The organism is Oricola cellulosilytica, from assembly GCF_019966575.1.
Classification (GTDB): Bacteria; Pseudomonadota; Alphaproteobacteria; order Rhizobiales; family Rhizobiaceae; genus Oricola; species Oricola cellulosilytica.
The window spans coordinates 330,394-356,089 of record NZ_JAINFK010000004.1; the positions used below are offsets into that span (position 1 = coordinate 330,394).

Here is a 25,696-nt window from a genome sequence, read left to right on the forward strand (position 1 = left end):
CTTATTCGGCCGGCGTGGCGCTTGGTGCGACGCGTCCCCGTTTCTTGTTCTTCTCGAGCACCGCTTCCGTGATGGAGTTCGGCGTGCGGCGCGGCGTTTCGATAAGACCGAGAACCGGCAGGATGATCAGGAAGAACGCGAAGTAGAATGCCGTCGCGAGCTGGGCCAGCAGCGTGTACACGCCCTGCGCCGGCTTCGCGCCCAGCCATCCCAGGAAGATGGCATCGGCCACGAAGAGCCAGAAGAACAACTTGTACCAGGGACGGTAGACCGCCGAACGGATCTTCGACGTGTCCAGCCACGGCAGCAGGAAAAGCACCGCGATCGAGCCGAACATCGCCAGCACCCCGCCGAGCTTTGAGTCGATCGGACCGATGTTGAAGGTGATGGCCCGAAGGATCGCGTAGAATGGAAGGAAGTACCATTCGGGGACGATATGTGCCGGTGTGACCAGCGGGTTCGCCTCGATGTAGTTGTCGGGGTGGCCTAGATAGTTCGGGATGTAGAAGACGAAATACGCGAACGCGATGAAGAACACGATCAGTGCGAACGCATCCTTGATCGTTGCATAGGGCGTGAACGGTATGGTGTCGGTCTTGGTTTTCACCTCGATCCCTGTCGGGTTTGTCTGCCCGGTCACGTGCAATGCCCATACATGCAGAATGACCACGCCGGCAATCATGAACGGCAGCAGATAATGGAGCGAGAAGAATCTGTTCAGGGTCGGCTCATCGACCGCAAAGCCGCCGAGCAGCAGTTGCTGAATTGGTTCGCCGACAACAGGAAAAGCGGTGAAGAAACCGGTGATCACCTGCGCACCCCAGTAGGACATCTGGCCCCAGGGCAGCACGTAACCCATGAACGCCGTCGCCATCATCAGAAGGTAGATGATGCAGCCGAGAATCCACAACAGTTCGCGCGGCGCCTTGTAGGAGCCGTAATACATACCGCGGAAGATATGCAGATACACCGCGATGAAGAAGAACGACGCGCCGTTGGAGTGCAGGTAGCGCAGCAGCCAGCCCGAATTCACGTCACGCATGATCGACTCGACACTCGAGAACGCGGTGTCGATCGACGAAGTGTAGTGCATGGCAAGCACAATGCCGGTGAGGATCTGGGCAACCAGCATGATCGAGAGCATGCCGCCGAAGGTATAGGCATAGTTCAGGTTACGCGGGACCGGATAGGCGACAAACGAGTCGTGCATCAGCCGGGGCAGCGGCATACGCGCGTCGATCCATTTTCCGAAACCGGTGGCCGGCGTGTAGCTGCCATGCGATTCAAACTTGCTCATGCTCAGGCTCCAGCGGTTTCGGTGCCGACGATCAGCGTGGATTCGCTCGCGAACACGTATGGCGGTAGCGGAAGGTTAATCGGCGCGGGACCGCGCAGGATACGGCCGGTCATGTCGAAGACGGACCCGTGGCACGGACACGACCAGCCTTCCGGGGCATCATCGACAGTTGTCGGGATACAGCCGAGATGTGTGCAGTTCGCCGAGCACACCACCCATTGCTCACTCGCCGCTTCGGCAGGTCCGCCGATACGCTCGTCGACCGGCTGGAAATCCTTCATGTCGCCTTCGGTCAGACTGGACGCGGCAGCGATCTCGGTCTCCGTGAGGCGGCGGACGAAGAAAGGCCGCCCGCGCCATGTCACGATGATGGCCTGACCCTCCTCGATACCGGAAACATCGATCTCCACCGGTTGTCCGGCAGCGCGCACGGCCGCATCCGGACGCATCTGATCGATAAACGGCCATGCCAGCGCGGCCGCGCCGACAGCGCCGAGCATGCCGGTGGCGACATAGATGAAGTCGCGGCGCGTCGGCTCGTCGGCGTTGATTGTCTGTTCGCTCACAGGAGCATTCCTTTCAGGTACAGTCGCTGTGTTGTCGGCAAGTTCGCGCAGGCGGTGCTGCCCAAGTTCAGCCGCATTCCCGGCATCACTTATTTCGGTTCCAAACGCTTGTCCAGCCTCGGTGGGGGGATGACGGCAACATGTCGCGCCGAGCGTCAATTTCCTGTCGCGCCTCTACTCCGCCGCCTCCTCCAGAGCGAGGAATCCGCCCGACTGACGGGCCCAGAGTCGGGCATAAAGTCCGTTTGGGCGTTCGATAAGTTCGCGATGTGTGCCGGTCTCGACGATAGTGCCACTGTCCATCACGACGAGGCGATCCATCGCCGCAATCGTCGAAAGCCGGTGTGCAATCGCAACGACGGTCTTGCCGCGCATCAATTCATGCAGATTTTCCTGAATTGCCGCTTCGATATCCGAATCGAGCGCCGAGGTGGCTTCATCCAGGATCAGCACCGGGGCGTCTTTCAGCATGACACGCGCGATGGCGATGCGCTGGCGCTGGCCGCCGGACAGTTTGATCCCCCGCTCCCCGACATGTGCGTCATAGCCGCGCCTGCCCCTTGGGTCCTCCACACCCACGATGAATTCATGCGCGTGGGCTTTCTTTGCCGCTTCAACGATTTCCGCCTCGCTGGCACCGGGCTTCCCGTAGGCTATGTTGTCGCGAAGTGAACGATGCATCAGCGATGGTTCCTGGCTGACCACGCCGAACTGGGCACGCAGCGAAGCCTGTGTCACGTCGCGAACGTCATGACCGTCTAGCAGGATTCGGCCGCCTTCCACGTCGAACAGGCGCAGAAGCAGGTTGACGAATGTCGATTTGCCGGCGCCCGACGGCCCCACGAGCCCGATCTTTTCCCCGGGCCTGATGTCGATCGAAAGGCCGGCAAACAGTTCACCGTGATTCTTGCCGTAACGGAACTCGACGTCCTCGAACCGGATGTGACCTTCCGCCCTTTTCAGGTCGGACGCGTTCGCCTTGTCGCGGATCGCTGGTCTTACGGAAATTGTTTCGGTCGCATCCTGCACCGTCGAGTAGGCGCGGATAAGCCCGTTGATGTTGAACATCATCCAACCGGACATCTGGTTTAGGCGGAACACCAGACCCATCGTTGCGGCGATCGCGCCCGTCGTCAGCGCCCCGCTCATCCACGACAGGACGCACAGCACCGCTACGGCCGTCATCATCGCACCGTTCAGCATGGCCACCGCGATACGCACCATTGTGATCATTCGCGTCAGATGCGTAACCGCCCCGAGATAGTTGGTCAGAGCGTCATGCACGACGCCGTGTTCTCGACGATCCGTGTCGAACAGCTTGACGGAGAGAATGTTGGTGAAGACGTCAACCATCCGGCCGTTGAGAATCGCCCGTTCATTGGCGTTTTCCTTGCCCGCGCGCCGGAGTCTCGGCAGCAGGTAGCGGACTACGACGGCATAGCCTGCCCCCCAGAGCGCGACTACCGCCCCCATGCGCCAGTCGAGTGATGAAAGGATGGTCACCGTCAGGACGATGAAGGTGAGGAAGGACCACAGCGATTGCAGCGAGGTGACGATGAAATCGCCCGTGGATTCCCCCGCCTGCATGATCTTTGTCGCGATCCGCCCGGCAAAATCGTTCTGATAGAAAGTATAGGGCTGTTCGATCACACGGCGGAACGATTGCCAGCGCACCATCGTGTAGAAGCGCGGAACGATCACCTGCTGCTCGATCATCGCGGCGCCGATCATCACCACTGCGCGCACGACGAACAGAAGCAGGGCCAGCCCGAGCAGCGTGTGCCAGTGGTCCCGCAGCAAGGTCGCCGGCGTCGACGAGTCGAGAATGTCGATCAGCCATCCGACCGACCAGTAGAGCGCCGCGTCGACCGCGCCGACCAGGCCGCCGACCACCAGGAGCGCCGCGAAGGGCCAGCGTGCCTGTTTCGCGAAGAACAGGATGAAGCCCCACGCGCTCTTGGGAAGGATCGCGCGCTCCGTGTCGGCGAATGGCTCGATGAAGCGCTCGAACCTGTTCCAGACCGGGTGGTCCGTATTGCGGTAACGCGTTTCCGGCTCCTGTCCCGGCCTGAATCGGTTGCTCATTCGGCGGCCACCGCCTCCGAGACGTCGATGAACCCGCCGGACTGGCGTGCCCAGAGCTGGGCATAAAGCCCATCGGCCTTGGCGAGTTCCTCGTGCGATCCTTCCTCGACGATCCTGCCCTTGTCGAGCACGACCAGCCGGTCGAGGCTGGCGATGGTCGACAGCCGATGCGCGATGGCGATGACGGTCTTGCCCTCCATCAGGGCATAGAGGCTCTCCTGGATCGCCGCCTCGATCTCCGAGTCCAGTGCCGACGTTGCCTCGTCCAGCACGAGGATCGGCGCATTCTTCAGGAACACCCGTGCGATCGCCACGCGCTGCCGCTGACCACCCGAGAGCTTGACGCCGCGTTCGCCCACATGGGCGTCATATCCCGTGCGCCCCTGCGGATCGACAAGCCCGAGGATGTACTCATGGGCATTGGCGCGCTTCGCTGCCTGGACGATCTGTTCCTCGGTCGCGTCCGGCTTGCCGTAGGCGATGTTGTCGCGGACCGAACGGTGCAGCAGAGACGTGTCCTGCGTGACCACCCCGATCTGCGAACGGAGCGAATCCTGCGTCACCTTGCGAATGTCCTGTCCGTCGATCCGGATGGCGCCGCCTTCCAGATCGTAAAGACGCAGCAGTACGTTCATCAGCGTCGACTTGCCGGCGCCGGACCGACCAACCAGGCCGACCTTCTCGCCCGGCTCGACCGACAGGCTGAGGTTCTCGATGACGCCATCCTCCTTGCCATAATGGAAGCGGATTCCTTCGAAGTCGATGCGTCCCTCCTTCACGGCAAGCGTCTTCGCGTCCGGTACGTCCCTCACCATGCGCGGCTGAGCGATGGTACCCATCCCGTCCTGCGCCATGCCGATGTGCTCGAACAATCCCGCCAGTTCCCACATCACCCAGTGCGCCATGCCTTCCAGCCGGAGGACCAGGCCGACCGCCGCCGCGATCGCGCCGACTGTTGCGTCACCGTTTGTCCACGACCAGATGCCGACAGCGCCGACCGCGAACAGAAGCAACGAGTTTGAAACATCGAGGCCGGTGTTCAGCATCGTCACATAACGCATTTGCGGATGCACGGTCTTGAGGAACCCGGTCATCGCGTCGCGCGCATAGGATTCCTCCCTGCCCGCATGCGCAAACAGCTTGACGGTCATGATGTTGGTGTAGCTGTCGACGATGCGTCCGGTCATGGTCGAGCGCGCATTCGATTGCCGCTCCGAAATCTCCCGCATCTTTGGCAGGAAATACCGCAGCAGACCTATATAGAACGCGATCCAGACCACGAACGGGATCATCATCCAGATATCGAGCGTACCGACCAGCACGAGCGTTCCGGCGAAGTAGATGCCGACATAGATGAACACGTCGAGGATCTTCGTCACCGCCTCGCGCACGCCGAGGGCTGCCTGCATCATCTTGGTAGCGACCCTGCCGGCAAACTCGTCCTGATAGAACGCGAAGCTCTGCCCCAGAAGATAACGGTGCGCCTTCCAGCGGATCACCATTGGATAGTTGCCGAAGATCGTCTGGTGCATCACCAGAGTGTGCCCGAGACTGAGCAGGGGCAGCGCGACGAGAATGACGAACCCCATCCAGAACAGCGTCCAGCCTTCCGCGGCAAGGAACGACGCCGGGTCGGCGCCTGTCAGCCAGTCCACGACGTTGCCGAGAAAGCCGAACAAGGCAACCTGCAGCACGGATATGGCGGCGATCAGAAAAGATGTGATCGCCAGCCACGGCCAGATGCCCTTGGTGTAGTGCCAGCAGAATGCCACCAGCGTCGTCGGTGGCTGCTCCGGTTTTTCGGCTGGAAACGGATCGATCCTGTTTTCAAACCACGAGAACATGGCAAACCTCTTGAGAACCAATATGGTGCCGGGGCGCAAAGCCGCCAGCCAAATTAGCGTTTGGATATCCTATGAGACGGCGTTCCGTTCCCCTGAAGGGAGATGAAACCGCGTCGAATCGCGAGAAACTTCGTGCTGATTTCGTCATGACCGTAATCCGTTCTGGTGGAACCAAACCGGCGGTCGCGAAGCTTTCTAGGAAAGAATGTGGACCGCGGTTCTAGCTTTTGCCGGAGGAAACCGGAAGACCGGTCATGTCACTGCCGACACAGAGAGCGACACGCGCAGAGATGATAGTGCTGTCCATCGTCGCCTCTTCGGATTGCGGTTAACGGTACGCTTTTATACGCGAAGCAGTCGTGCTTCAAGCCAAGGCAAGGTCACAATGCGTAACGCCTGCCGGTTCCTGACAGCGTCAAACGAGAAAATCGCATGCACATCGCGCTCTTCCAGCCGGACATTCCCGGCAACACGGGAACGATCCTTCGACTGGCCGCATGTCTCGAGAGTGTCGTTCACATCATCGAGCCGGCGGGCTTCGACCTTTCGGACAAGGCGCTGAAGCGCGCCGGAATGGACTATCTGGAAAAGGCCGCACTGCGCCGGCACCTCAACTGGAACATGTTCGAGGAATGGCGGGGGACGGAGGAGCGACGGCTCGTGCTGTTCACGACGAAATCGGCAACGCCTTATGTGTCGTTCGATTTCCGGCCGCGCGACATCCTGCTCTTCGGCAGCGAGAGCAGCGGCGCGCCGGACTTCGTTCATCAAGCCGCCGACATGCGCCTGACGATTCCGATGATCCCGGAGGCCAGAAGTCTCAACCTCGCCTTATCGGTCGCCATGGTCGCTGGTGAGTTCAGACGCCAGAACCCGCTGGCCCCGTGCGGCAGATTTCTCGCCGATCGCGAATGACCGCCCCGCTGTCAGGCGTTGCAGGCCTCGTCGCGCTCGACGGGGACCTCCGCCCGCATGTCGCGGTGCGGTATTCCCGCCTCGATGTATTCGCCGGAACAGGCGGAAAAGCCCAGCGTCTCATAGAAAGGCATCGCGTAGGTCTGGCTGCTTAGGAAGAAATGCCGCCCCGCCGCACCATCGCTCCTGGCCAGATCCGCCATCATGAAACGCATCAACGCTCCGCCGACTCCTGTGCCGCGCTTGTGGCGCAGCACCGCCACCCGCTGGAACTTGAACCGGTCGTCCAGAATCCGGACTCGCGCCGTCGCAACGGGCTCGCCATCCGCTTCGCACAGATAATGCAGGCACTCGCCATCGAGCCCATCCTGTTCAAGCGCGGGGTCCACGCCTTGCTCGGAGATAAAGACGATCTCGCGGATATCGAGACAGGTTTGGAGGTTTTCGCGCGAAGTCGCGCGCCGGCAATGCAGGCTCTTCATGATGGTGACTGTGAACCTCTAGTCGGCCGTCGGCAGGCGCCGCATGGTGAACTCGATCACGTCACCGTCGAGCACTCGCCAGCTCTCGACCTGCGTCCAGTAGGCGGCCTTCGGGAAGCGGTTGAACCACTCCTTGGCTTTTTCGCGGGCCGCCGGGCGTCCGAGGCGATAGGTTTCACGCACGAAGCTGTCTTTTCGGGACGCCGCGATCTTGCGGCTCTTGTCCAGTTGACGGCCGACGACCGACCTTGGCGGTTTGGGTGGAAGCATGATTCTCTCCCCCGGTACAGAGCTGATGGTAGCTGGCGGATTTCGCCTGTCAATTACCGGATTGCGGGGGATGTCACCGCTCTTGGAATCCTACCTATGAACGGTTAACCCGTGAGCAAAGCGGCCAACTTCTGGAGTGCCATTTTCGATGCAACGCCCTGACCTGCCAACCGGACTGCCCGGCGATATCGAGGCCAAGAAAATGGCCGCGCGCGCCTGGTTCGAGGAACTGCGCGACAAGATCTGCGCGGCATTCGAGAAAATCGAGGACGATGTTACCGGCCCCTTCTCCGACTACGCGCCCGGACGCTTTGAACGCACCGAATGGCTGCGCGACGAAGGCAAGGGCGGCGGCGGTGTGATGTCCATGCTGTACGGTCGCGTATTCGAGAAAGTCGGCGTTCACACCTCCACGGTTCATGGCGAGTTCTCGCCCGAGTTTCGAAATCAGATTCCCGGCGCGGAGGAGGATCCACGCTTCTGGGCGTCGGGAATTTCGCTGATCGCCCATCCGCAGAATCCGAATGTCCCGGCGGTCCACATGAACACGCGGATGGTCGTGACAACGAGTTGGTGGTTCGGCGGCGGGGCCGATCTCACGCCTGTTCTCGACCGGCGCCGCACTCAGGACGATCCCGACACCGTGTCCTTCCACAAATCGTTCGAATTGGCGTGCTCGAAACACGAGGTTGCCGATTACCCGAAGTTCAAGGCATGGTGCGACGAGTATTTTTTCCTGCCGCACCGGAACGAGGCGCGAGGGATCGGCGGTATTTTCTACGACTGGCAGCATTCCTCGGAGGAAAATGGCGGATGGGACGCCGATTTCGCGCTGACGCAGGATGTTGGCCGCACTTTCCTCGTCGTCTACCCCCATCTGGTGCGCGGAAATTTCAACCAGAACTGGACCGACGCCGACCGGGAGGAACAGCTTGTTCGCCGCGGCCGCTACGTCGAATTCAACCTGCTCTATGACCGGGGAACGATCTTTGGGCTGAAGACTGGTGGTAATGTGAATTCGATCCTGTCGTCGATGCCGCCCGCCGTTAAATGGCCATGAGGTCCGACGCGATGACGGAAACCATTGATACGCTGACATCGCGCTTTCCCCGCCCAGGGCGCATCGCCTGGATCGGCCTCCGTCCGGAACGACGGTCGTCCGTGATCGCTGTCGAAGCGGCAGCGATCCTTGAAACCGGGCTTGAGGGCGACCACCGCAATAAAGCTGGAAAACGCGCCATTACCCTGATCCAGGCCGAGCATCTGGCCGCGATCGCATCGCTGTGCGGAGTGGAGCAACTGGATCCCGCACCGCTGCGGCGCAATATAGTCGTTACCGGCATTAATCTTCTCGCGTTGCGCAACAGGCGCTTTCGTTGTGGAGGCGCGGTACTGCGGGGGACGGGTATCTGTGCTCCCTGCAGCCGTATGGAGGAAGCCCTGGGTCCGGGAGGATACAATGCGATGCGCGGTCATGGCGGCATCAACGCCGAGGTAATGGAAAGCGGGTTGATCAAGCTCAAAGACTTGGTGGAACCGGTCGCCGAACATTAGGAGGTTCGCCACGGCACATTGCCGTCACGTTTCACCGTTAATTTCGAAGCCCGCTAGAGGAGGACACGATATGAAGCATTATGAATGCCTCGTTCCCGGATGTTCTTGGAAAACCCATGCCGAAGAGGATGCGGAGATCGTGCGCCGTGCCTCCGATCATCTGCGCAGCGCCCACGGAGAAACGACGATTCGGCCATCGATGATCGAGCAGATCAAGGCGCGGATCGGCGATGAAGAGAAGGCGTCAGCCTGACGTCGGCTGAACCTCTGCGAGAAGCGCCTCCCGTGTGAGCGAAAAACCGCTGGCAATCCAGCGCTCTTCGAGCGCTCGCAGTGCGTCGCCGAGCGCGGCGCCCTCCGAGTAGCCGGCCTCGATCAAATCGCGCCCGCTGACCGGGAAGGTTGGTCTCTCCCAGTTTTCTGCATGCCGTGCCAACCGCAGCAGACCGGCAACCTGCTCGAGCATGTTTGCGTCATTGCTCGCCCGCGCCCGCGCTGCAGCGACCGCAAGTCTCAACCGGTCGAGCACCGGTTGCCTGCCTGAACGGTAAAGCATCTCGCCAAAGGTCTTATCATCCAGATCCGGGCCGATTGTGGGAGCGTCCGCCCATGCCACCAGACGCTCGCGGTCGGCATTAGACATCTTCCACCGCAGCGCCACGGAGCGAACCGCGTCTTCGCGAGGCGGGATCATCGCCATGAGCCGAAGCAGCGGATCGCCCTCCCAACCCAGTGCCGTCTCGGCATCGACATAGGCTGGGACCGCGTCCATACCCCACTTCTCCGATTCCGGCAGAACGAGCGACAGCACGCCGGACTGGCGCATCCATAAGAGCGCTCGCGACGGGTTCGGCGCGGACAGAAGCTTCCTCATCTCAGTCCAGATGCGCTCGGCGGAAAGCCCCTCCACGCCATCCTTCAGCTTGGCGCAGGCGAGCAGCCCCACCGGGTCTGGTCGGCCGTCGCCATACCAGGCGAACAGTCGGAAAAAACGCAGTATCCGCAGATAGTCCTCCCGAATCCGGTCCTCCGGCTCGCCGATGAACCGGATCGTGCGGGAACGGACATCGGCCATGCCCTTGACGAGATCCACGATTGTGCCGTCCGGTTCGCAATACAGCGCATTGACCGTAAAATCGCGCCGGCGCGCGTCATGCTCCCAGTCCCTGCCGAACCGGACCTTGGCGCGCCGCCCGTCGGTTTCCACATCCTCACGCAAGGTGGTGACCTCGAAACCGCGGTGATCCGCCACGACGAGGATCGTGCCGTGCTCGACGCCGGTCGGCACCGTCCGGAAACCGGCCTTCTTGCACCGCGCGATGCTCTCTTCCGGCAGACACGTCGTAGCTATGTCGACGTCGCCGATCGCTTCGCCGAACAGGTGATTGCGCACCGCTCCACCGACGACACGGGCGGCTTCGCCGCCACCGCCGAGGGCCGCCAGAATGGATTGCAGCGCGTCGTCGCGAAGCCACTCCGCCTCGATCTTTTCCGCGGTCAAAGATAAAGCCTTTCATACATCAGCCGGATGATGCCGGCGGTAATGCCCCAGATATACCGTTCGCCATAGGGCATCTCGTAGTAGAAACGCTCCCGGCCTTGAAACATCCGGCTTCCGCGCTGGTGGTTGGCCTCGTCCATCAGATAGGCGAGAGGAACCTCGAACACCGCGTCGACCTCGGCTGGATTGGGAATGATCGCATATCCGGGCCTAACGACCGAAAGCACCGGCGAAATCCGGAACCCGGATCCCGTCATGTAATCGGGCAGCCGTCCGACAATCTCGATGTGATCCGCGCCGATACCGGTCTCCTCCGCGCATTCGCGCACGGCCGCGGTTTCAGGATCCCCGTCCTCCGGGTCGATGCGGCCCCCAGGGAAGGCGACCTGCCCCGAATGGGTCCGAAGTTTATCCGTGCGCTTGGTCAGTAAAACCGCCGGCTCGTCGGGATAATCGATCACCGGGATCAGCACCGCCGCGCGGTTGACGGCTTTATTGCGCACCATCTCCGCGAAATCCGGATTGAGATGGTGGTCGCCGAAATCGTCTCCGGGCTTGTGCAACTCCAGGGAGGCCGCGCGTGTGCGGAAGTCCGCGACGGTAAATGCGGGCTCCCGACGTCCCTTGACGGCGCCGCTCAACGGACTTGCCCTTCCAGCGCCTCGGTCGGCATTACCGCAAAGACTGCGCCCCCGGACCGTACGGCGAACATCGCGGTGCCGCCTACCTCGACGGTCTCGCCGAGCGCGATCAGGTCGTACATCACCGCCCGGCTGACCAGCGCCTCCAGCCGGCCGCGCACATGGACATAGGGTTTCACGCCGTCATTCCCCTCGTCGAGCGTGAAGCGTAGCGGATGCTCCGGCCCGGCGGCAACGATATCGCCGACATTCGTGCGAAAGGTCAGAATCTGGTCGGGCCCGGGATTTTCAACGTGCATTTCCACGGCAAGGAAGGGCGCATCCTCGACGCGGATGCCGATCTTCTCGACCGGTGTCACGAGATAGGTCTTGCCATCCTCATCCTTGCGCAACACCGACGAAAACAGCCTGACCAGGCGCGCGCGGCCGATCGGCGTTCCCATGTAGAACCAGGTTCCATCCGCCTTTATCTCCATGTCGAGATCACCGCAGAATTCCGGGTTCCATTTTTCGACCGGGGGAAGCCCCCTTCCTTGCGGTACGGCGCGTGACAGCAATGCCTGCAAGCCGGATATGTCTCCCGCTTCCACCGCCTTGCCCTCGCCTGATTTTGTCACTTTGCTCATCATTCCCGGATTCGGCGTGGAAAACCCGCACGAGTCACGAAATAGTCAGTCGATGGCGGCTTGTCAGCACCCGCCACTGATTTACCTTCGATCCTGGCACATGGAGGACGATGCGCATGAGCATGCACAGCCCCGCGGAAACGCTGAGTGAAAAGGAAGCAATCGCGGAGGCGGAAGCGGCGCTCGCCGGCATCAGGACGATGCGCGAGGAGATCGGCCGCGTCATCTTCGGTCAGGAAGAAGTTGTCGAGAACGCGATCGTGGCGATCATGTCCGGCGGCCATGCACTGCTGGTCGGCGTTCCGGGTCTTGCCAAGACGAAGCTGGTGGAGACGCTGGGCACCGTACTCGGGATCTCCGCCGGGCGTATCCAGTTCACCCCGGACCTGATGCCTTCGGACATTCTCGGTTCCGAGGTTCTCGAACAGTCCGAGGACGGGAAGCGGTCCTTCCGCTTCGTGAAGGGACCGATCTTCACCCAGCTTCTGATGGCCGACGAAATCAACCGCGCGAGCCCGCGCACCCAGTCGGCGCTGCTTCAGGCGATGCAGGAATACCACGTCACCTTCGGCGGTCTGCGCCACGATCTGCCCCAGCCCTTCCATGTCCTCGCGACGCAGAATCCACTCGAGCAGGAAGGCACCTACCCCCTTCCCGAGGCGCAACTCGACCGGTTCCTGTTGCAGATCGACGTCGACTATCCCGACATCGAAGCCGAGCGGCGCATTTTGCTGGAGACGACCGGCACGCGCAACGAGACGGCGAGCCCGGTCTTCACCGGCGAGAAACTCGTCGGCTTGCAGAACCTCGTCCGGCGGATGCCGGTCCCCGAAAGCGTCGTCAACGCCATTCTTGATCTCGTCCGCTCGGCGCGGCCGGGAACCGGGCACGCTTCCACCGACGCCCACGTGGCGTGGGGGCCGGGCCCGCGCGCGAGCCAGGCGCTGATGCTGTGCTGCCGCGCCCGGGCGCTCTATCAGGGCCGGTTTGCCCCGTCGATCGATGACGTTAAGGCGTTGGCCACCCCGGTACTGCAGCACCGTATGGCATTGACCTTCGCCGCGCGCGCCGAAGGTGTAGGCATCCGGCAGGTGATCGCGGATCTGGTCAACGCGATGGATCGGGACTGAGCGATGCCCGCGATCGGCGCCCGCCATGAACCAGCCAGCACGGTTGACGCGCTTGCTCGCGCCCGTCTTCGTGCCGCGCTCGTGCCGGACCTGCTGATCGAGGCCCGCCGGATCGTCACCACCGTGGTTGCCGGCTGGCATGGCCGCCGCAAACGCGGCGTCGGCGAGACATTCTGGCAGTTCCGTCCCTATGTCGCCGGCGAAACGCTTGCCCGGATCGACTGGCGGCGTTCCGCCCGTGACGACCACACCTATGTACGCGACATGGAGTGGGAGGCCGCGCACACGGTCTGGCTCTGGGCCGATCTCACACCGTCGATGCTGTTCAAGTCCACCCATGCGCCGGTCTCGAAGGAAGCGCGGGCACTCGTGCTGACGCTCGCCCTGGCGGAATTGCTTTCGCGTAGCGGTGAACGGGTCGGGTATCCCGGCTTAATGAAGCCGGTTGTCAGCCGCAACGGCGCGGAACGACTTGCCATGTTGCTCGCGAGTTCCCAGGCGGCGCAGCTGCCCTCCTTGCCCGAACTCGATTCGGTGCAGCGCCACAGCGACGTGGTACTGGTCAGCGACTTTCTTGATCCGCCGGAACAGACAATCGCCTTTCTCGACACCATCGCCCGGCGCGGAGCACGAATTCATCTTCTCGAGGTCGCCGACCCAGCCGAAGAGGTCTTTCCCTATGCCGGGCGCACCGAGTTCGAGGACCCGGAGAACGGGCTCCGGCTGACAGCCGGCCGCGCCGAGAACTGGGCAGACGCCTACAAGACGATTTACCAGGGCCGCCGCGAGGCGCTTCGCGACCATTGCCGCCATCTCGACTGGAGCTACGCGGTGAACCGCACCGACCGGCTGGCTTCCGAGGCGCTGGTCGCCCTGCACGGACGCCTCACCGGGCGTCCGGCCGCGGTGCCCGGTTATCGTTCCATGGGAGCCGCCTGATGTTCGGCCTTCCGGTCACATTCGCGGCGCCGGCCCTGTTGTTCGGCCTGCTGTCGCTGCCCGTGATCTGGTGGCTTCTCCGGCTGACCCCGCCGAAACCGCGCACCGAACTGTTTCCGCCGCTGCGGCTGCTTGCGCAGGTCATGAAGCACGAGGAAACGCCCGCCCGCAGTCCGTGGTGGCTGACCGCCCTGCGTCTCGCAATGGCGACCCTCGTCATTCTCGCGCTTGCCCGGCCGGTGCTCAATCCCGCAGCCGATGTCGCCGTGGGCGGCGGCCCCCTCGCTCTGATGATCGACAATGGCTGGTCGACCGGCCGCGATTGGGACGTGCGCATGGCGCAGGCACGGCAGCTGATTGAGGAAGCCGGAGAAGCTGGTCGCCCCGTCGCGGTCGCTTTTACCGTCGCGCCAGAAAATGCAAGTGTCACGCTTGCGAAGGCACCGGACCTGCTGCCCGCGATTGCCGCAGCCTTGCCGCTCGCCGCCAAACCGGACCGTCAAGCCGCCCTCGCGCGCCTGCAGGAAGCGCTCAATGGAACGGCTGGCGCGACGCTCGCCTGGCTGAGCGACGGACTGGAGAGCGAAGCGCACGCAGACACTGTCTCCGCCCTGAACGCCCTGTCCGTGGATGAGGTCATTCTCTTCGACGACGGTGTCGCCGATATCCGCGCCATCCGCAGAATAGACAACACCCCCGTCAGCTTCGAGGTGGACATTGTCGCTCCGACGGACACCCGGGACGATCCTGTCACCGTGTCGGCCTATGACGAGCGCGGACGCTTGCTTGCAGATGCGGCGGCCGAGAGTGCACCGGATGCGGGGGAAGCGATCGCGCGGTTCGATGTTCCATTCGAACTGCGCAACGACTTCGCGATCCTCCGTGTCGCCAGCCAGCCGCATGCCGGCGCGGTCTGGATGGTCGATGAGAACACGCGGCGCAGACGTATCGGCCTCATCACCGGACAGGCGGGCGATCTGGATCAGCCGCTGCTGTCGCCCCTCTACTATATCCAGCGCGCCCTGCAGCCCTACGCGGACCTGATCGAAGGTCGCACCGGCGACCTGTCGGTCGACATCCCGGCGCTGATCGCCAGGGGGCCCGCGATGATTGCGATGGCCGATATCGGCGTCCTGCCCGAGGCAGCCTCGCGGGCGCTTGTCGAATGGGTGGAGGAAGGTGGCACCCTCGTCCGCTTCGCCGGCCCGCGCATGGCGGCGACTGCGACGAGCGATCCCCTTCTGCCGGTCGAACTTCGTCTCGGCGAGCGGACCTTGGGGGGCTCGCTCTCATGGACCGAGCCTCAGCCGGTCGCGCCGTTCCCCGACACCGGTCCGTTCGGCGGTCTGGAGGCGCCGCGCGAGGTTTCAGTCAGCCGTCAGGTGCTCGCCCAGCCCGATCTCGAACTTGTCTCCAGGACCTGGGCGAACCTTGCCGACGGCACCCCGCTCGTGACCGGCGCGTCGCGCGGTGAAGGCACGGTCGTCTTGTTCCACGTCACCGCCGAGGCGACCTGGTCGAACCTGCCGATCTCGGGCAGCTTCGTCGAAATGCTCCGGCGCATCGCCAGCCTGTCCCGCAACTCCGGCGCGGTGCAGCCGGGCAACGGCAATGCGCAGGCCGAAGCGCTCCCTCCCTACCGGATTCTGGCGGCCGACGGCGAACTGGGGGCGCCACCGAGCCATGTCCGCCCGCTTGACGGGGCCGCCTCTCGGGAGCCCGCCAACTTCGTGCATCCGGCAGGGCTTTACGGAACGCCCGACGGGTTCGTGGCGCGCAACGTGCTGACCGCAAGCGACACGCTGGTCGGCCTGGATCCCGCGCAGTTGACGGCCTCCACCACCGTGTGGCCCTACGACCACGGCGCGGAGAGCGATCTGCGCGGCCCGCTGTTCCTGATCGCGCTGCTTTTGCTGGCCCTCGATACGCTTGCGGTTCTCTGGATGAACGGTCGTTTCGGATGGCTCCGGCCAGGCCGCACGGCAGGCGCGTTCGCGGCGATTTTGCTCGTCGCGGCGGGGGGCGCCTTTCTGCCTGACCGCGTCCAGGCCCAGGAAACCGGGGTACGTACGAGCGATGTGCGCCCCGGGGATGACAGGATAATAGAACTGCTCGAAACGACGCGGATCGCCTATGTCACCACTGGCAACAGCCAGACCGATGAAATCAGCGCGTCGGGCCTTTCCGGCCTTTCGCGGTTCCTGCAGAGCCGGACGGCACTGGAACCGGCCGAGCCGGTCGGGCTTGATCTGGAAACGGATGAACTCGCCTTTTACACGCTGATCTATTTCCCGATCGACGTGTCGACGCAGATGCCCACCGAAGCCGCTATCTCCCGGCTTGATGCCTTCATGCAGGGCGGCGGCACTGTCCTGTTCGACACACGCGACCAGCTCACCGCATCATTCGGCGGAACCGGCGGATCGCCGGAAAATCAACGGCTGCGCGATATTCTCAAAGGTCTGAACATCCCCCCGCTGGAACCGGTGCCCGCCGACCATGTCCTGACCAAGGCGTTCTACATTCTCGACCGGTTCCCCGGACGCTACGACGGGTCGCCTCTGTGGGTCGAGGCGCTGACGGGCGAAGACGATCCGGCTGGCCGCCCCGTGCGCTCGGGCGACGGCGTGACGCCGATCCTGATCACGGGAAACGATTTCGCCGCTGCCTGGGCGCTCGACGCAAGTGGAAGGCCGATGTTCCCGACGGTTTCGTCGGATCCGCTCCAGAGAATTTACGCCTTCCGTGCCGGCGTGAACATCATGATGTACATGCTCACCGGCAATTACAAATCCGATCAGGTTCACGTGCCCGCCCTTCTGGAAAGATTGGGGCAGTAGCAGATGGTTAGCCTTTCCATCGATTTCGACCCTCTCGTTTCTTGGCTGGCGCTGGCCCTCGCCTGCGCGCCGGTGGCGGCCTTCGTTCTCTACGCTTTGTACGCCCGCACGAGGGGATCGGCGGTCCGTGCTGGCGCTGCCGTGGCGCTGGCGCTGGCCATTGCCAACCCGGTCGTAAACGAGGAGGAACGCGCGCCGCTGAAGACGATCGTCCCGCTGATCGTCGACAAGAGCCAGAGCCAGCGGCTTGGCGAAAGGACGGAAACGGCGCAAAGCGCCGTCGAAATATTGCGAGACCGGCTGGCGCGTTTCCCCCAGTTCGAGGTCCGTGAAGTCGAGGCTGGCGCGTCCGTCAACGGTGGGTCTCAAACCGAAACCCGGCTCTTCGAGGCACTGGGTACGGCGATCCGCGATGTGCCGCCGTCACGTCTCGGTGGCGCGATCATGATCACGGACGGGCAGATTCACGATGTCCCCGCAGGAGAATCGGCGCTTCCGCCCAACATCCCGCTTCATGCCCTGATCACCGGCCGCGAAAATGAGTTCGACCGCAAGGTCGAATTCGTGCGGGCGCCCCGGTTTTCCATCGCCGGGCAGCCTGCCTCGCTTGCCTATCAGGTGACCGACTCCGACGGCGATGCCGCTGCCCGGCCGGTGTCCGTCCAGATTTTCCTGAACGGCGACCTCGTCAGGACAGACGCAACCGTAACGGGGGCGGAAACCCCGCTGGAGTTACAGCTCGACCGCGCCGGAACCAACATCATCGAGTTAGCCGTGGGCGAACGTCCGGGCGAACTGACCACCGCCAACAATCGGGCGGTCGCTCAGATGGAGGGAATTCGCGAGAACCTGCGCGTGCTCCTCGTGTCCGGCGAGCCGCATTCGGGCGAGCGAACCTGGCGCAACCTGCTGAAATCCGACGCGTCGGTCGATCTGGTTCACTTTACGATTCTTCGTCCGCCGGAGAAACAGGACGGTACGCCGATCAACGAATTGTCGCTGATCGCCTTTCCGACCCGCGAATTGTTCGTCGAGAAGATCGAGGATTTCGACCTCATCATCTTCGACCGCTACCAGTACCGCAATGTCCTGCCGACGCTTTATTACGACTATATCGCCCAGTATGTGCGCGGGGGCGGCGCCCTCCTTGTGGCGGCGGGACCGGAATATGCGGGCGAGAATTCGATAGCGCGCACGCCGCTGATAACGGCGCTTCCCGCAACGCCGACCGGCGGCGTGATCGAACAGGGCTACTATCCCCGCATTTCGCAGGAAGGCCAGCGCCACCCCGTCACTCGCGACCTTGAGGGCGGGCAGGCCGAGCCTCCCGCATGGGGCCGTTGGTTCCGCGCGATCAACGTCGAAAAGCCGGACGGGATTGTTGCCATGTACGGGCCTGCCGACGAGCCGCTGCTCGTGCTCAACCGCTTCGGCGAAGGGCGCGTCGGCATGCTTCTCTCGGACCATGGCTGGCTATGGGCGCGCGGCTTCGAGGGCGGTGGTCCCCATGTCGGTCTCTATCGGCGCATCGCCCACTGGCTGATGAAGGAGCCGGAACTCGAAGAGGAGGCGCTGACTGCGGTTGCCGACGGCCAAACTCTGACCATCCGCCGCCAGACCATGGAGGAGGACGTCTCGGCAGTTTTGCTCAGATCGCCTTCGGGAGTTGAGACCGAGATCACTCTGGAAGACAATGGCAACGGCATTTTCCAGGCCCGGATCGAAGCCGATGAAGTCGGCCTTTACGAAATCGTTCATGGCGAGTTTTCGACGCTCGCCCACGCCGGGCCGGTCGACGCCCCTGAATTCCGCTCGATGATCTCCGACACACGGATCATTGCGCCGGCCGCCGAGGCCGGCGGTGGCAGCGTGCGCCGTCTTCTCGACAGTTCCGGCGACCTCACGGTCCCCGGCATTTTGCCCGTCCGCGCCAACACAGGCGCATCCGGGCGCGATTGGCTGGGTTTTCGCACCACCGGCGAGACAGAGCTCCTCGGCGTTACCCGCTATTCCCTGTTTTCGGGCTTCCTCGGCCTCGCCCTGCTGCTGCTCGCCCTCGGCGGCACCTGGTACCGCGAGGGGCGGTAGGGAAGCCAACCAAAAGGCAGACCTTGACGGTCGAAATCTCTGACGAGACCGCAGTTAAAATCGAGCGGCGTTCGGAAAAGTCTCAAAATTCAGGCTGCTCGCAACGTCATCTGAACGCAGCCTGCCATCCCATCGCCCCTCACCCGCTCCACCGCACCCTGCCGCACACCTTCTCCTCTACACCGGCATCGACTGCGCAGATCAGCAGCCGCGCCGGATCGACCGGGCCGGGCATCGCCACCCTGTCCCGCTCCACCGGCTCGAACCCGAACGGCTGATAATAGGGGCGGTCGCCGACGAGCAGGATGTAGGGCGCGCCGGCCTCGCGCGCGGCATCGACGGCGGTGTTCAGCAGGGCCTTGCCGATCCCCTTGCCCTTCAGCCGCTGCTGAACTGCGAGCGGCCCCAGCAGCAGGCCGCGACAGCCGCTCCCCGACGTCTCGATCCACGTCATCCGCACCGAGCCCAGCAATTCGGCGCTGTCGTTTCCCCCAACGGCGAGAAACGACAGCGCCGGGTCGTGCGGCCCTTCCTCACGGACACGGAAAGCTGCACGCGAGAAACGGCCCGGGCCAAACACGTCGGCATGCAATTCTTCGATCGGGAGGCAGAACGCACCGGTTTCGGGGCGTATGGAAAAGGCGGTCATGGCGCACACGCAATTTGATGGAAAAGACAACAACGGATCCGGTGAGGAGGTCACCGCCAAGGTCATCGTCGCAGAAGGGTGGTCGCGCCAGTATCCATGCAAAGCCCCATAACACCGATATCACGCACGGTCTATGGCATCGGCGCGCCCGCCCACGCGTGAGTGACGCACTGTTCATCGCGCTTGCCTGTCCGCCTCGTCACGCATCCCTATATGGTATTGAAGAGATTACGGAGAACCGGAATGGGCATGCTGATGGACGGTGTCTGGCGCGACCGTTGGTACGATACGGATTCCACGGGCGGACGCTTCGTGCGGCAAGACACCTCGTTTCGCAACTGGATCACCGCGGACGGATCGCCAGGGCCATCCGGCCAAGGGGGGTTCGAGGCCGAGGCCGGCCGCTACCATCTTTACGTTTCCCTCGCCTGCCCCTGGGCGCATCGCACGCTGATCTTCCGCAAGCTGAAGAAGCTCGAGGACTTGATTTCGGTTTCCGTCGTCGATCATTTCATGGGCGCGGACGGCTGGACGTTCGACACCTCCGACGGCGGCACCGGGGACCGACTCTTCGGGTCGGCCTATCTTCGCGAAATCTACCTACGCGCCGATCCGCACTATACGGGCCGGGTCACGGTGCCGGTTCTGTGGGACCGGAAGCGCGGAACGATCGTTTCCAACGAATCGGCGGAGATCATCCGCATGTTCAACTCGGCTTTCGACGGCATCACCGGCGACGATCACGACTTCTATCCGGAAGACCTTCGCGAGACGATCGACGAGCTGAACGCCTTCATCTATCCGAACGTCAACAACGGCGTCTATCGCGCCGGGTTTGCCACCACGCAGGATGCCTACGAGGAGGCGGCCGGGGACGTCTTCGCCGCGCTCGAGGCCCTTGAGGAACGCTTGGCGCGCCAGCCCTACCTCGCGGGCGACCGCCTGACGGAGGCGGACTGGCGGCTGTTTACCACCCTTGTCCGGTTCGACCCGGTCTATTTCAGTCACTTCAAGTGCAACCGCAAGCGTATTGCCGACTTCCCGAACCTGTCGAACTACACGCGGGCACTGTACCAGATGCCGGGGGTCTCGGACACGGTGGACCTGCATCACATCAAGATGCACTATTACCGCAGCCACGAGAGCATCAACCCGACGCGGATCGTTCCTATCGGGCCGGACGTCGACTACACCGCGCCCCACGACCGGGACCGGCAATTCACCAATACGGATCGGGCGGCGCCAGACCGAGAGACTCGTCAATCCGGTTTCGCGACGATCGGGTGATCTCCGGCGGCAGGCCGTCGACAGGAAAGAACTCCGCCTCGATAATCTCTAGGTCCCGCTGCTTCGGAGCGGTCTGCGTGACCTGATCGCACCGGAACACCACGACGTGGTCGCGCCGCGTGACCCTGTCGTTCAGGTGAACCGACACCAGCCTTGGCGGTGCGGCGAGGATCACATTCGCCTCTTCGTGCAGTTCCTTTGCAAGCGTCTCCGTCACTGTGTGGCCGGTCTCGACGCCGCCGCCGGGAAGGTGCCAGCCCGGCACGTAGGTATGGCGCACCAGCAGCACCCTGCCCTCGTCATCAAAGGCTAGCGCCCGCACGCCCAGGGTCATCGGCCGGCTCATCAGGAACCAGAAGTGTAAAAGGCGGATTTTGAAGTCGGGGCGGTCGGGCAAGGAGGAACCTTTCGACGTTTGTTCTCTTTCCAGAGGTTGTAATATCCACGCCCTTCCTTACGAAAGTGCCATGGCGTTTCTGCTGGCTCACATTTCCGACATCCATCTCGGACCGCTGCCGGACGTGCGTTTCGTCGATCTCATGTCGAAGCGCATCACCGGCTACATAAACTGGAAGCGCAACCGCGCTTCCCACATGATCAGCTCGACGCTCGGCGAACTGGTCGACGCGATGCAGGCGCAAAAGCCCGACCATATCGCGGTCACCGGAGATCTCACCAATCTCGCGCTCGATGAAGAGATCGCGGGTGCCGCGCTCTGGCTCAAGAGCCTCGGACCGGCGGAAAACGTCAGTACGATACCCGGCAATCACGATGCCTATGTGCGTGGTTCGCTGGCGAAATCGGTTGCCGCGTGGTCTGCGAACATGGCGGGCGACCGCGATGGAATTGTCCGCACGCGAAGCGGCTTTCCCTACATCCGGCGGCGCGGCAACGTCGCGCTCATCGGTGTCAACAGCGCGGTCGCGACGGCGCCGTTCATGGCGTCCGGCATCTTCGGCAGCCGCCATGCTCGGGGCTTGCGGCAGGCGCTGGAGAAAACCGGAAAAGAAGGCCTGTTTCGCGTGATTCTGATCCATCATCCGCCCGTTCGCCGCGCCGCGACCCCGCAAAAGCGGCTCTATGGCATCGGCCTCTTCCAGAAGGTTGTGAGGGAATACGGGGCCGAACTGGTACTTCACGGGCACACACATTTGCCGCAGCGCCATGCCATAGGCGGCATCGACGGAGCCGAGGTACCGGTGATCGGCGTGCCCGCGGCCGGGCAGTCGCCGGGCGGGAAGAAACCCGCCGCGGCGTTCAATCTTTTCCGGATCGGCGGCGCCGCCGGGCAGTGGACTTGCGATCTCGAAGAGCACTCGCTCACGGGAATGACGGGAGAAACGGCGATAACCGATCGCCGAAAACTGTCGGGCTAAAACAGATAGTCCCGGAACAGCCAGATCAGCGTGCCTCCCCCGGCAACAGCCCCGACGGCGATCCATCCCAGTCCGCCCAGCAATGAGCGCACAACAGAGCGTCGCGGGCGTGCGGGAGCGCGTTCGGCATCCGCCGCGCTCATCCGGATCAGGCCCGTCGACGAGGACTGCGTCACCCGGGTCCGGCTGAGTTCGCCGCCGGCGTCCGCTGTGCCCCGGGACGGAGCTCCGGCGGCGGGTTCCGCCGGCCCATCCCTTTCCGTTTTCCCGGGGAGGGAATTGTCGTCTATCCGCCCGCTCACTATCTCTCTCACGGAGACCGTTTCGCCTGCGAATGCCAGTTCCCGCTCGTGAATCCGTGAGGCGATATAGCCGGTCACCTTCTCCGCGGTCGCGCCCTTGTCGGTGGACTCGGAGAGCACGATGCGGCCCATCCGCGTATCGCGGATGAACCGGTATGTGCGTCGGTCCGGCCCCATCGCCACATGCGCGGTCGCGTCGATCCAGAATCGCGGCTGCAGCCCGCTGGAGATCGCAAAATCGAACCGGTCGTCCTCAACCGGCACTTCATCGATCACCGGCGCCAGTTCCTGTGCCAGCAATTCGAGACGCGTGCGGTCGGCCTCGCGCATCTCCACGACCACGTCCGACCGGTCGGCGGCGGCGATCTTCACCTGCCGCACCGCATCGACCAGCTTGCTGGCCGGGCGTTCGAAATTCCTGTCCTGTTCGAATGCCACCGTATGCTCTCCTTGACGGGACATGTTCATGTTTTGTTAACAAGTCCGGGCCGGGTTAGCCACTCTTTTTCGGACCGGAGGGGTGCTCTCCACACGTCCGGTGGCGGCCCTATGCGCCCGCCTCGCCGATCGAGCGGCGGAAAGCGGCGACGACCTCGCCGGGCGCTTCCTCCAGCAGCATGTGCCCCGAGCCGACGATTTGGCGGACCCCGAAACGCTTCGGCAGCCCTTGTGACTGACGGACCGGAAGGATCGGATCGTCGGCGCCCCAGACCACATTGACGGGACAGTCGATGGCTTCCAGTCCGGCTAGGTCGAGCACACCCTGTCCGCCGCCGCCGAAAAGCAACTTCGCCAGCTCCGCCAGGGTCTCCCCGAGGTTCGGGTCCGCACGCTGCTTCACCAGCGCACCGATGACCTGATCGGAAATGGCCGCGTCCTGTGCCGTCATCCTGCTAAGGGCACTGCGTACCTCCCCGGCGGATCGCGCTGCGGCGAAATCGAGCAGGACGTCCGTCGCCGCCTCCGGCCCGAAGCCGCCGGGTGCGAGCAGTGTCAGCGAGCGGACGCGCCCGGGAGACCGGCTTGCGATCAGACAGGCGACCGCTCCGCCCATCGAAAACCCGCCAAGGTGAAAATCATCGACCCCCATGCCGTCCAGCGCCCGCAGAATCGCTTCGGCTGCGGCCTTCGGATGGCGGGAGCCTGCGGCGTGCACGGACTTCCCGTGCCCCGGCAGATCGAACGCGATGGTGCGCCCGAGCGGCGTCAGCAGCGGGGCGATCCGGTCGAAATCACGGGACGACCCGCCGAATCCGTGCAGCAGCACGATCGGCGGACCCTGCCCGGTCCCCGCGCTTTGATGCGCGAGCGTTTCGCCGGAGTTCATGTCAGGCGGACCGCCCGGCGAAATCCGGCTCAACCCGCCAGGCTGCGGTTGACCGCGGAGACGATCGCGCTGAGCGATGCGGCGACGATGTTCTTGTTGATCGCCGCGCCGAAAACATGCTCGCCGTCGACATCGATCTCCATGTAGCAGATCGCCGCCGCGTCGGAGCCGCGCTGCAGCGAATGTTCCGAATAGTCGACGACCGAGATACGCTTGCCCAGATATCGGGAAAGCGCCGCCAGGAAACCGTCGATCGGGCCGGTCCCGCGCCCCTCGATCGTGACCTGCTCGTTGCCATCCACCAGTTGAGCCTCGACGACCCTGCTGTCGGCGCTCCCCTCGACCGCGCTGCTCCTGTGGCTGACGAAGCGCAGCCTGCGCGAAGGCGGATCAACATAGGTCGAGACGAATTCCTTGTAGATCCGCTCCGACGACAACTCCCGGCCCTCGGTATCGGTGATACTCTGGATCACGTTGCGGAATTCCACCTGCAGGTTTCGCGGCAGGTGCAGCCCGTGATCGGCCTCCAGGATGTAGGCGATGCCACCCTTGCCCGACTGCGAATTGATCCGGATGATCGCCTCGTAGCTGCGCCCGACATCTTCCGGGTCGATCGGCAGATAAGGCACCTCCCACAACGGGGTCGCCTTTTCCTTGACCAGCTTCATGCCCTTGTTGATCGCGTCCTGGTGCGAACCGGAAAACGCCGTGTAGACCAGTTCGCCGACATAGGGGTGGCGCTCGGGGATCGCGAGCTGGTTGCAATGCTCGTAGACGTCGCGCAGGCGGTTGATGTCGTGAATGTCCAGCTGCGGATCCAGCCCCTGGGTGAACATGTTCAGCGCCAACGTGACGATATCGACATTGCCGGTGCGCTCGCCATTGCCGAACAGCGTCCCTTCCACCCGGTCGCCGCCGGCCATCAGGGCGAGCTCGGTCGCCGCGACGCCGGTCCCCCGGTCGTTGTGCGGATGCAGCGAGATCAGCAGGTTCTCGCGATTGTCGAGGTTCCGGCACATCCACTCGATCTGGTCGGCGTAAACGTTCGGCGTACTCATCTCGACGGTCGCCGGCAGATTGACGATCAGCTTGTTGTCCGGCGTCGGCCGCACGATCTCGATCACCGCGTTGCAGATTTCCAGCGCCACCTCGAGCTCCGTTCCGGTGAAGCTTTCCGGCGAATATTCGAAGCGGTAATCGCCCCCGGCTTTGGCCGCCATGTCGGTGATCATCTTGGCCGCATCGGTCGCGATCTGCTTGATACCCGCGACATCCTTGCGGAAAACGACGCGCCGCTGCAATTCGCTGGTCGAATTGTAGAAATGCACAATCGGCCTGTGCGCACCTTCGAGGGACTCGAACGTACGGGTGATGAGTTCCGGGCGGCATTGCACCAGCACCTGCAGCGCCACGTCGTCGCCGACCTCGCCCTCCTCGATGCACCATCGGGCGAAATCGAAATCGGTCTGCGAGGCCGAGGGAAACCCGATCTCGATTTCCTTGAAGCCCATCTCCAGCAGCAGGCGGAACATCCGGGTCTTGCGCTCGTGGCCCATCGGGTCGATCAGAGCCTGGTTGCCGTCGCGCAGATCGACCGAGCACCAGACAGGCGCTGTCTCGATGGTTTTCGACGGCCAGGTGCGGTCAGGCAGGTCGACGGGCGGATAGGGCCGGTATTTCAGCGGTGCTTCCGGCATGGCGCCGGAGACGGCCGGTTTCGGGTGAACAGTCATGGCGGTTGTCTTTCTTCTCGTCTCCCGCAACGTTGCGCGTTATGAGCGCAAACCGCGCGGAACCTCATCGGTCATTCAATTGGGATTGTAAAGGTTACCGGAGGAGCTTGGCCGGACAGCCGAACGGCCGCCGGGCGCTCCTCAAAGGGCCCGGCAGCCGCCGATAAGAAGGAGCGGAAGAAGCGCGTGCGCGTCCGGACCTGCCTGCAAGGCCGGTGCGGAACGGAAAATATCGCGCGAAACC

General features: G+C 63.3%; 24 protein-coding genes. 10 read left to right on the top strand and 14 right to left on the bottom strand.

Annotated features, from left to right (window positions below):
• Position 1: 1 nt before the first annotated feature.
• The 4 genes from LC298_RS11635 to LC298_RS11650 all read right to left on the bottom strand — a co-directional run bounded on the left by LC298_RS11635 (position 2) and on the right by LC298_RS11650 (position 5,792).
• Positions 2–1,297, bottom strand: a complete 1,296-nt coding sequence (locus LC298_RS11635) for a cytochrome b (RefSeq protein WP_131567333.1) — start codon at positions 1,295–1,297, stop codon at positions 2–4.
• Between the two features lie 2 nt (positions 1,298–1,299).
• The gene (petA, locus tag LC298_RS11640) at positions 1,300–1,863 is read right to left on the bottom strand and encodes a ubiquinol-cytochrome c reductase iron-sulfur subunit (RefSeq protein ID WP_131567335.1); all 564 of its coding nucleotides are present in this window, start codon (positions 1,861–1,863) and stop codon (positions 1,300–1,302) included.
• Between the two features lie 174 nt (positions 1,864–2,037).
• The gene (locus LC298_RS11645) at positions 2,038–3,948 is read right to left on the bottom strand and encodes an ABC transporter ATP-binding protein (protein WP_131567337.1); all 1,911 of its coding nucleotides are present in this window, start codon (positions 3,946–3,948) and stop codon (positions 2,038–2,040) included.
• Positions 3,945–5,792 (bottom strand): ABC transporter ATP-binding protein, encoded by a 1,848-nt coding sequence (locus LC298_RS11650; protein ID WP_131567339.1) that lies wholly within the window; start codon positions 5,790–5,792, stop codon positions 3,945–3,947. Before LC298_RS11650 ends, LC298_RS11645 begins: the two co-directional genes overlap by 4 nt.
• 432 nt (positions 5,793–6,224) lie before the next feature.
• Here LC298_RS11650 and LC298_RS11655 point away from each other — a divergent pair, with 432 nt between their 5' ends.
• Positions 6,225–6,707 (top strand): tRNA (cytidine(34)-2'-O)-methyltransferase, encoded by a 483-nt coding sequence (locus LC298_RS11655; protein ID WP_131567341.1) that lies wholly within the window; start codon positions 6,225–6,227, stop codon positions 6,705–6,707.
• A gap of 11 nt (positions 6,708–6,718) precedes the next feature.
• On the opposite strand, the gene LC298_RS11660 is transcribed toward LC298_RS11655, so the two are convergent.
• Positions 6,719–7,189, bottom strand: coding sequence for a GNAT family N-acetyltransferase (locus tag LC298_RS11660; protein WP_131567342.1), 471 nt, complete (start codon positions 7,187–7,189; stop codon positions 6,719–6,721).
• Positions 7,190–7,207: 18 nt separating this feature from the next.
• Positions 7,208–7,459: a hypothetical protein gene (locus tag LC298_RS11665; RefSeq protein ID WP_131567344.1), complete on the bottom strand. Its 252-nt coding sequence runs from the start codon at positions 7,457–7,459 to the stop codon at positions 7,208–7,210.
• Positions 7,460–7,607: 148 nt separating this feature from the next.
• On the opposite strand from LC298_RS11665, the gene hemF reads away from it, so the two are divergent.
• From hemF to LC298_RS11680, 3 genes are all read left to right on the top strand, one after another.
• Positions 7,608–8,519, top strand: coding sequence for an oxygen-dependent coproporphyrinogen oxidase (gene hemF / locus LC298_RS11670; RefSeq protein WP_131567346.1), 912 nt, complete (start codon positions 7,608–7,610; stop codon positions 8,517–8,519).
• A gap of 11 nt (positions 8,520–8,530) precedes the next feature.
• Complete coding sequence (locus LC298_RS11675; RefSeq protein WP_131567348.1) at positions 8,531–9,013, top strand: MOSC domain-containing protein; 483 nt, start codon at positions 8,531–8,533, stop codon at positions 9,011–9,013.
• Between the two features lie 70 nt (positions 9,014–9,083).
• Positions 9,084–9,266 (top strand): DUF1059 domain-containing protein, encoded by a 183-nt coding sequence (locus tag LC298_RS11680; protein WP_131567349.1) that lies wholly within the window; start codon positions 9,084–9,086, stop codon positions 9,264–9,266.
• Here LC298_RS11680 and LC298_RS11685 read toward each other — a convergent pair.
• From LC298_RS11685 to LC298_RS11695, 3 genes are read right to left on the bottom strand one after another with little or no spacing between them, the layout of a single operon-like run.
• Positions 9,258–10,514, bottom strand: a complete 1,257-nt coding sequence (locus LC298_RS11685; RefSeq protein ID WP_131567351.1) for a CCA tRNA nucleotidyltransferase — start codon at positions 10,512–10,514, stop codon at positions 9,258–9,260. The genes LC298_RS11680 and LC298_RS11685 overlap by 9 nt on opposite strands.
• Positions 10,511–11,155 carry a CoA pyrophosphatase gene (locus tag LC298_RS11690; RefSeq protein WP_131567353.1) on the bottom strand — a complete coding sequence of 215 codons (645 nt, stop codon included), beginning with the start codon at positions 11,153–11,155 and terminating at the stop codon, positions 10,511–10,513. The genes LC298_RS11685 and LC298_RS11690 overlap by 4 nt, the downstream gene beginning before the upstream one ends.
• A complete protein-coding gene (locus tag LC298_RS11695; RefSeq protein WP_131567355.1) occupies positions 11,152–11,781 on the bottom strand; it encodes a DUF1285 domain-containing protein in 630 nt (209 codons plus the stop codon). The genes LC298_RS11690 and LC298_RS11695 overlap by 4 nt, the downstream gene beginning before the upstream one ends.
• A gap of 116 nt (positions 11,782–11,897) precedes the next feature.
• On the opposite strand from LC298_RS11695, the gene LC298_RS11700 reads away from it, so the two are divergent.
• Genes LC298_RS11700 through LC298_RS11715 form a run of 4 tightly spaced genes read left to right on the top strand, consistent with a single transcriptional unit; the run spans position 11,898 to position 18,778 of the window.
• Positions 11,898–12,911 carry an AAA family ATPase gene (locus LC298_RS11700; RefSeq protein ID WP_131567356.1) on the top strand — a complete coding sequence of 338 codons (1,014 nt, stop codon included), beginning with the start codon at positions 11,898–11,900 and terminating at the stop codon, positions 12,909–12,911.
• Between the two features lie 3 nt (positions 12,912–12,914).
• On the top strand, positions 12,915–13,850 hold the full coding sequence (locus LC298_RS11705; RefSeq protein WP_131567358.1) for a DUF58 domain-containing protein: 936 nt from the start codon (positions 12,915–12,917) through the stop codon (positions 13,848–13,850).
• Positions 13,850–16,690 (top strand): DUF4159 domain-containing protein, encoded by a 2,841-nt coding sequence (locus LC298_RS11710; RefSeq protein WP_131567360.1) that lies wholly within the window; start codon positions 13,850–13,852, stop codon positions 16,688–16,690. Before LC298_RS11705 ends, LC298_RS11710 begins: the two co-directional genes overlap by 1 nt.
• A 3-nt stretch (positions 16,691–16,693) precedes the next feature.
• Complete coding sequence (locus LC298_RS11715; RefSeq protein WP_131567362.1) at positions 16,694–18,778, top strand: hypothetical protein; 2,085 nt, start codon at positions 16,694–16,696, stop codon at positions 18,776–18,778.
• A 139-nt stretch (positions 18,779–18,917) separates the two neighbouring features.
• Here the strand turns inward: LC298_RS11715 and LC298_RS11720 are convergent, their stop codons facing one another.
• Positions 18,918–19,427, bottom strand: coding sequence for a GNAT family N-acetyltransferase (locus LC298_RS11720; protein WP_131567363.1), 510 nt, complete (start codon positions 19,425–19,427; stop codon positions 18,918–18,920).
• Between the two features lie 243 nt (positions 19,428–19,670).
• Here LC298_RS11720 and LC298_RS11725 point away from each other — a divergent pair, with 243 nt between their 5' ends.
• Entirely contained in the window at positions 19,671–20,714 is a 1,044-nt protein-coding gene (locus LC298_RS11725; RefSeq protein ID WP_131567365.1) for a glutathione S-transferase family protein, read from the top strand.
• Here LC298_RS11725 and LC298_RS11730 read toward each other — a convergent pair.
• Positions 20,647–21,048: an NUDIX domain-containing protein gene (locus LC298_RS11730; protein WP_223385638.1), complete on the bottom strand. Its 402-nt coding sequence runs from the start codon at positions 21,046–21,048 to the stop codon at positions 20,647–20,649. The genes LC298_RS11725 and LC298_RS11730 overlap by 68 nt on opposite strands.
• Before the next feature lie 133 nt (positions 21,049–21,181).
• Between LC298_RS11730 and LC298_RS11735 the strand changes: the two genes are divergently transcribed.
• Positions 21,182–22,090 (top strand): metallophosphoesterase family protein, encoded by a 909-nt coding sequence (locus LC298_RS11735; protein ID WP_131567367.1) that lies wholly within the window; start codon positions 21,182–21,184, stop codon positions 22,088–22,090.
• Here LC298_RS11735 and LC298_RS11740 read toward each other — a convergent pair.
• The 3 genes from LC298_RS11740 to leuA all read right to left on the bottom strand — a co-directional run bounded on the left by LC298_RS11740 (position 22,087) and on the right by leuA (position 25,452).
• On the bottom strand, positions 22,087–22,830 hold the full coding sequence (locus LC298_RS11740) for a prefoldin domain-containing protein (protein ID WP_199223231.1): 744 nt from the start codon (positions 22,828–22,830) through the stop codon (positions 22,087–22,089). The genes LC298_RS11735 and LC298_RS11740 overlap by 4 nt on opposite strands.
• A 109-nt stretch (positions 22,831–22,939) precedes the next feature.
• On the bottom strand, positions 22,940–23,719 hold the full coding sequence (locus LC298_RS11745) for an alpha/beta fold hydrolase (protein ID WP_131567369.1): 780 nt from the start codon (positions 23,717–23,719) through the stop codon (positions 22,940–22,942).
• Between the two features lie 29 nt (positions 23,720–23,748).
• Positions 23,749–25,452, bottom strand: coding sequence for a 2-isopropylmalate synthase (leuA, locus tag LC298_RS11750; protein ID WP_223385639.1), 1,704 nt, complete (start codon positions 25,450–25,452; stop codon positions 23,749–23,751).
• Between the last annotated feature and the right edge of the window lie 244 nt (positions 25,453–25,696).

What these genes read in the sequence shown, in the direction of transcription:
- LC298_RS11635 (WP_131567333.1), bottom strand. Translation starts at nt 1,297, where the DNA reads ATGAGCAAGTTTGAATCGCATGGCAGCTACACGCCGGCCACCGGTTTC.
- LC298_RS11645 (WP_131567337.1), bottom strand. Translation starts at nt 3,948, where the DNA reads ATGAGCAACCGATTCAGGCCGGGACAGGAGCCGGAAACGCGTTACCGC.
- LC298_RS11650 (WP_131567339.1), bottom strand. Translation starts at nt 5,792, where the DNA reads ATGTTCTCGTGGTTTGAAAACAGGATCGATCCGTTTCCAGCCGAAAAA.
- LC298_RS11655 (WP_131567341.1), top strand. Translation starts at nt 6,225, where the DNA reads ATGCACATCGCGCTCTTCCAGCCGGACATTCCCGGCAACACGGGAACG.
- LC298_RS11660 (WP_131567342.1), bottom strand. Translation starts at nt 7,189, where the DNA reads ATGAAGAGCCTGCATTGCCGGCGCGCGACTTCGCGCGAAAACCTCCAA.
- LC298_RS11665 (WP_131567344.1), bottom strand. Translation starts at nt 7,459, where the DNA reads ATGCTTCCACCCAAACCGCCAAGGTCGGTCGTCGGCCGTCAACTGGAC.
- hemF (WP_131567346.1), top strand. Translation starts at nt 7,608, where the DNA reads ATGCAACGCCCTGACCTGCCAACCGGACTGCCCGGCGATATCGAGGCC.
- LC298_RS11675 (WP_131567348.1), top strand. Translation starts at nt 8,531, where the DNA reads ATGACGGAAACCATTGATACGCTGACATCGCGCTTTCCCCGCCCAGGG.
- LC298_RS11680 (WP_131567349.1), top strand. Translation starts at nt 9,084, where the DNA reads ATGAAGCATTATGAATGCCTCGTTCCCGGATGTTCTTGGAAAACCCAT.
- LC298_RS11695 (WP_131567355.1), bottom strand. Translation starts at nt 11,781, where the DNA reads ATGAGCAAAGTGACAAAATCAGGCGAGGGCAAGGCGGTGGAAGCGGGA.
- LC298_RS11700 (WP_131567356.1), top strand. Translation starts at nt 11,898, where the DNA reads ATGAGCATGCACAGCCCCGCGGAAACGCTGAGTGAAAAGGAAGCAATC.
- LC298_RS11705 (WP_131567358.1), top strand. Translation starts at nt 12,915, where the DNA reads ATGCCCGCGATCGGCGCCCGCCATGAACCAGCCAGCACGGTTGACGCG.
- LC298_RS11710 (WP_131567360.1), top strand. Translation starts at nt 13,850, where the DNA reads ATGTTCGGCCTTCCGGTCACATTCGCGGCGCCGGCCCTGTTGTTCGGC.
- LC298_RS11715 (WP_131567362.1), top strand. Translation starts at nt 16,694, where the DNA reads ATGGTTAGCCTTTCCATCGATTTCGACCCTCTCGTTTCTTGGCTGGCG.
- LC298_RS11720 (WP_131567363.1), bottom strand. Translation starts at nt 19,427, where the DNA reads ATGACCGCCTTTTCCATACGCCCCGAAACCGGTGCGTTCTGCCTCCCG.
- LC298_RS11725 (WP_131567365.1), top strand. Translation starts at nt 19,671, where the DNA reads ATGGGCATGCTGATGGACGGTGTCTGGCGCGACCGTTGGTACGATACG.
- LC298_RS11730 (WP_223385638.1), bottom strand. Translation starts at nt 21,048, where the DNA reads ATGACCCTGGGCGTGCGGGCGCTAGCCTTTGATGACGAGGGCAGGGTG.
- LC298_RS11735 (WP_131567367.1), top strand. Translation starts at nt 21,182, where the DNA reads ATGGCGTTTCTGCTGGCTCACATTTCCGACATCCATCTCGGACCGCTG.
- LC298_RS11745 (WP_131567369.1), bottom strand. Translation starts at nt 23,719, where the DNA reads ATGAACTCCGGCGAAACGCTCGCGCATCAAAGCGCGGGGACCGGGCAG.
- leuA (WP_223385639.1), bottom strand. Translation starts at nt 25,452, where the DNA reads ATGACTGTTCACCCGAAACCGGCCGTCTCCGGCGCCATGCCGGAAGCA.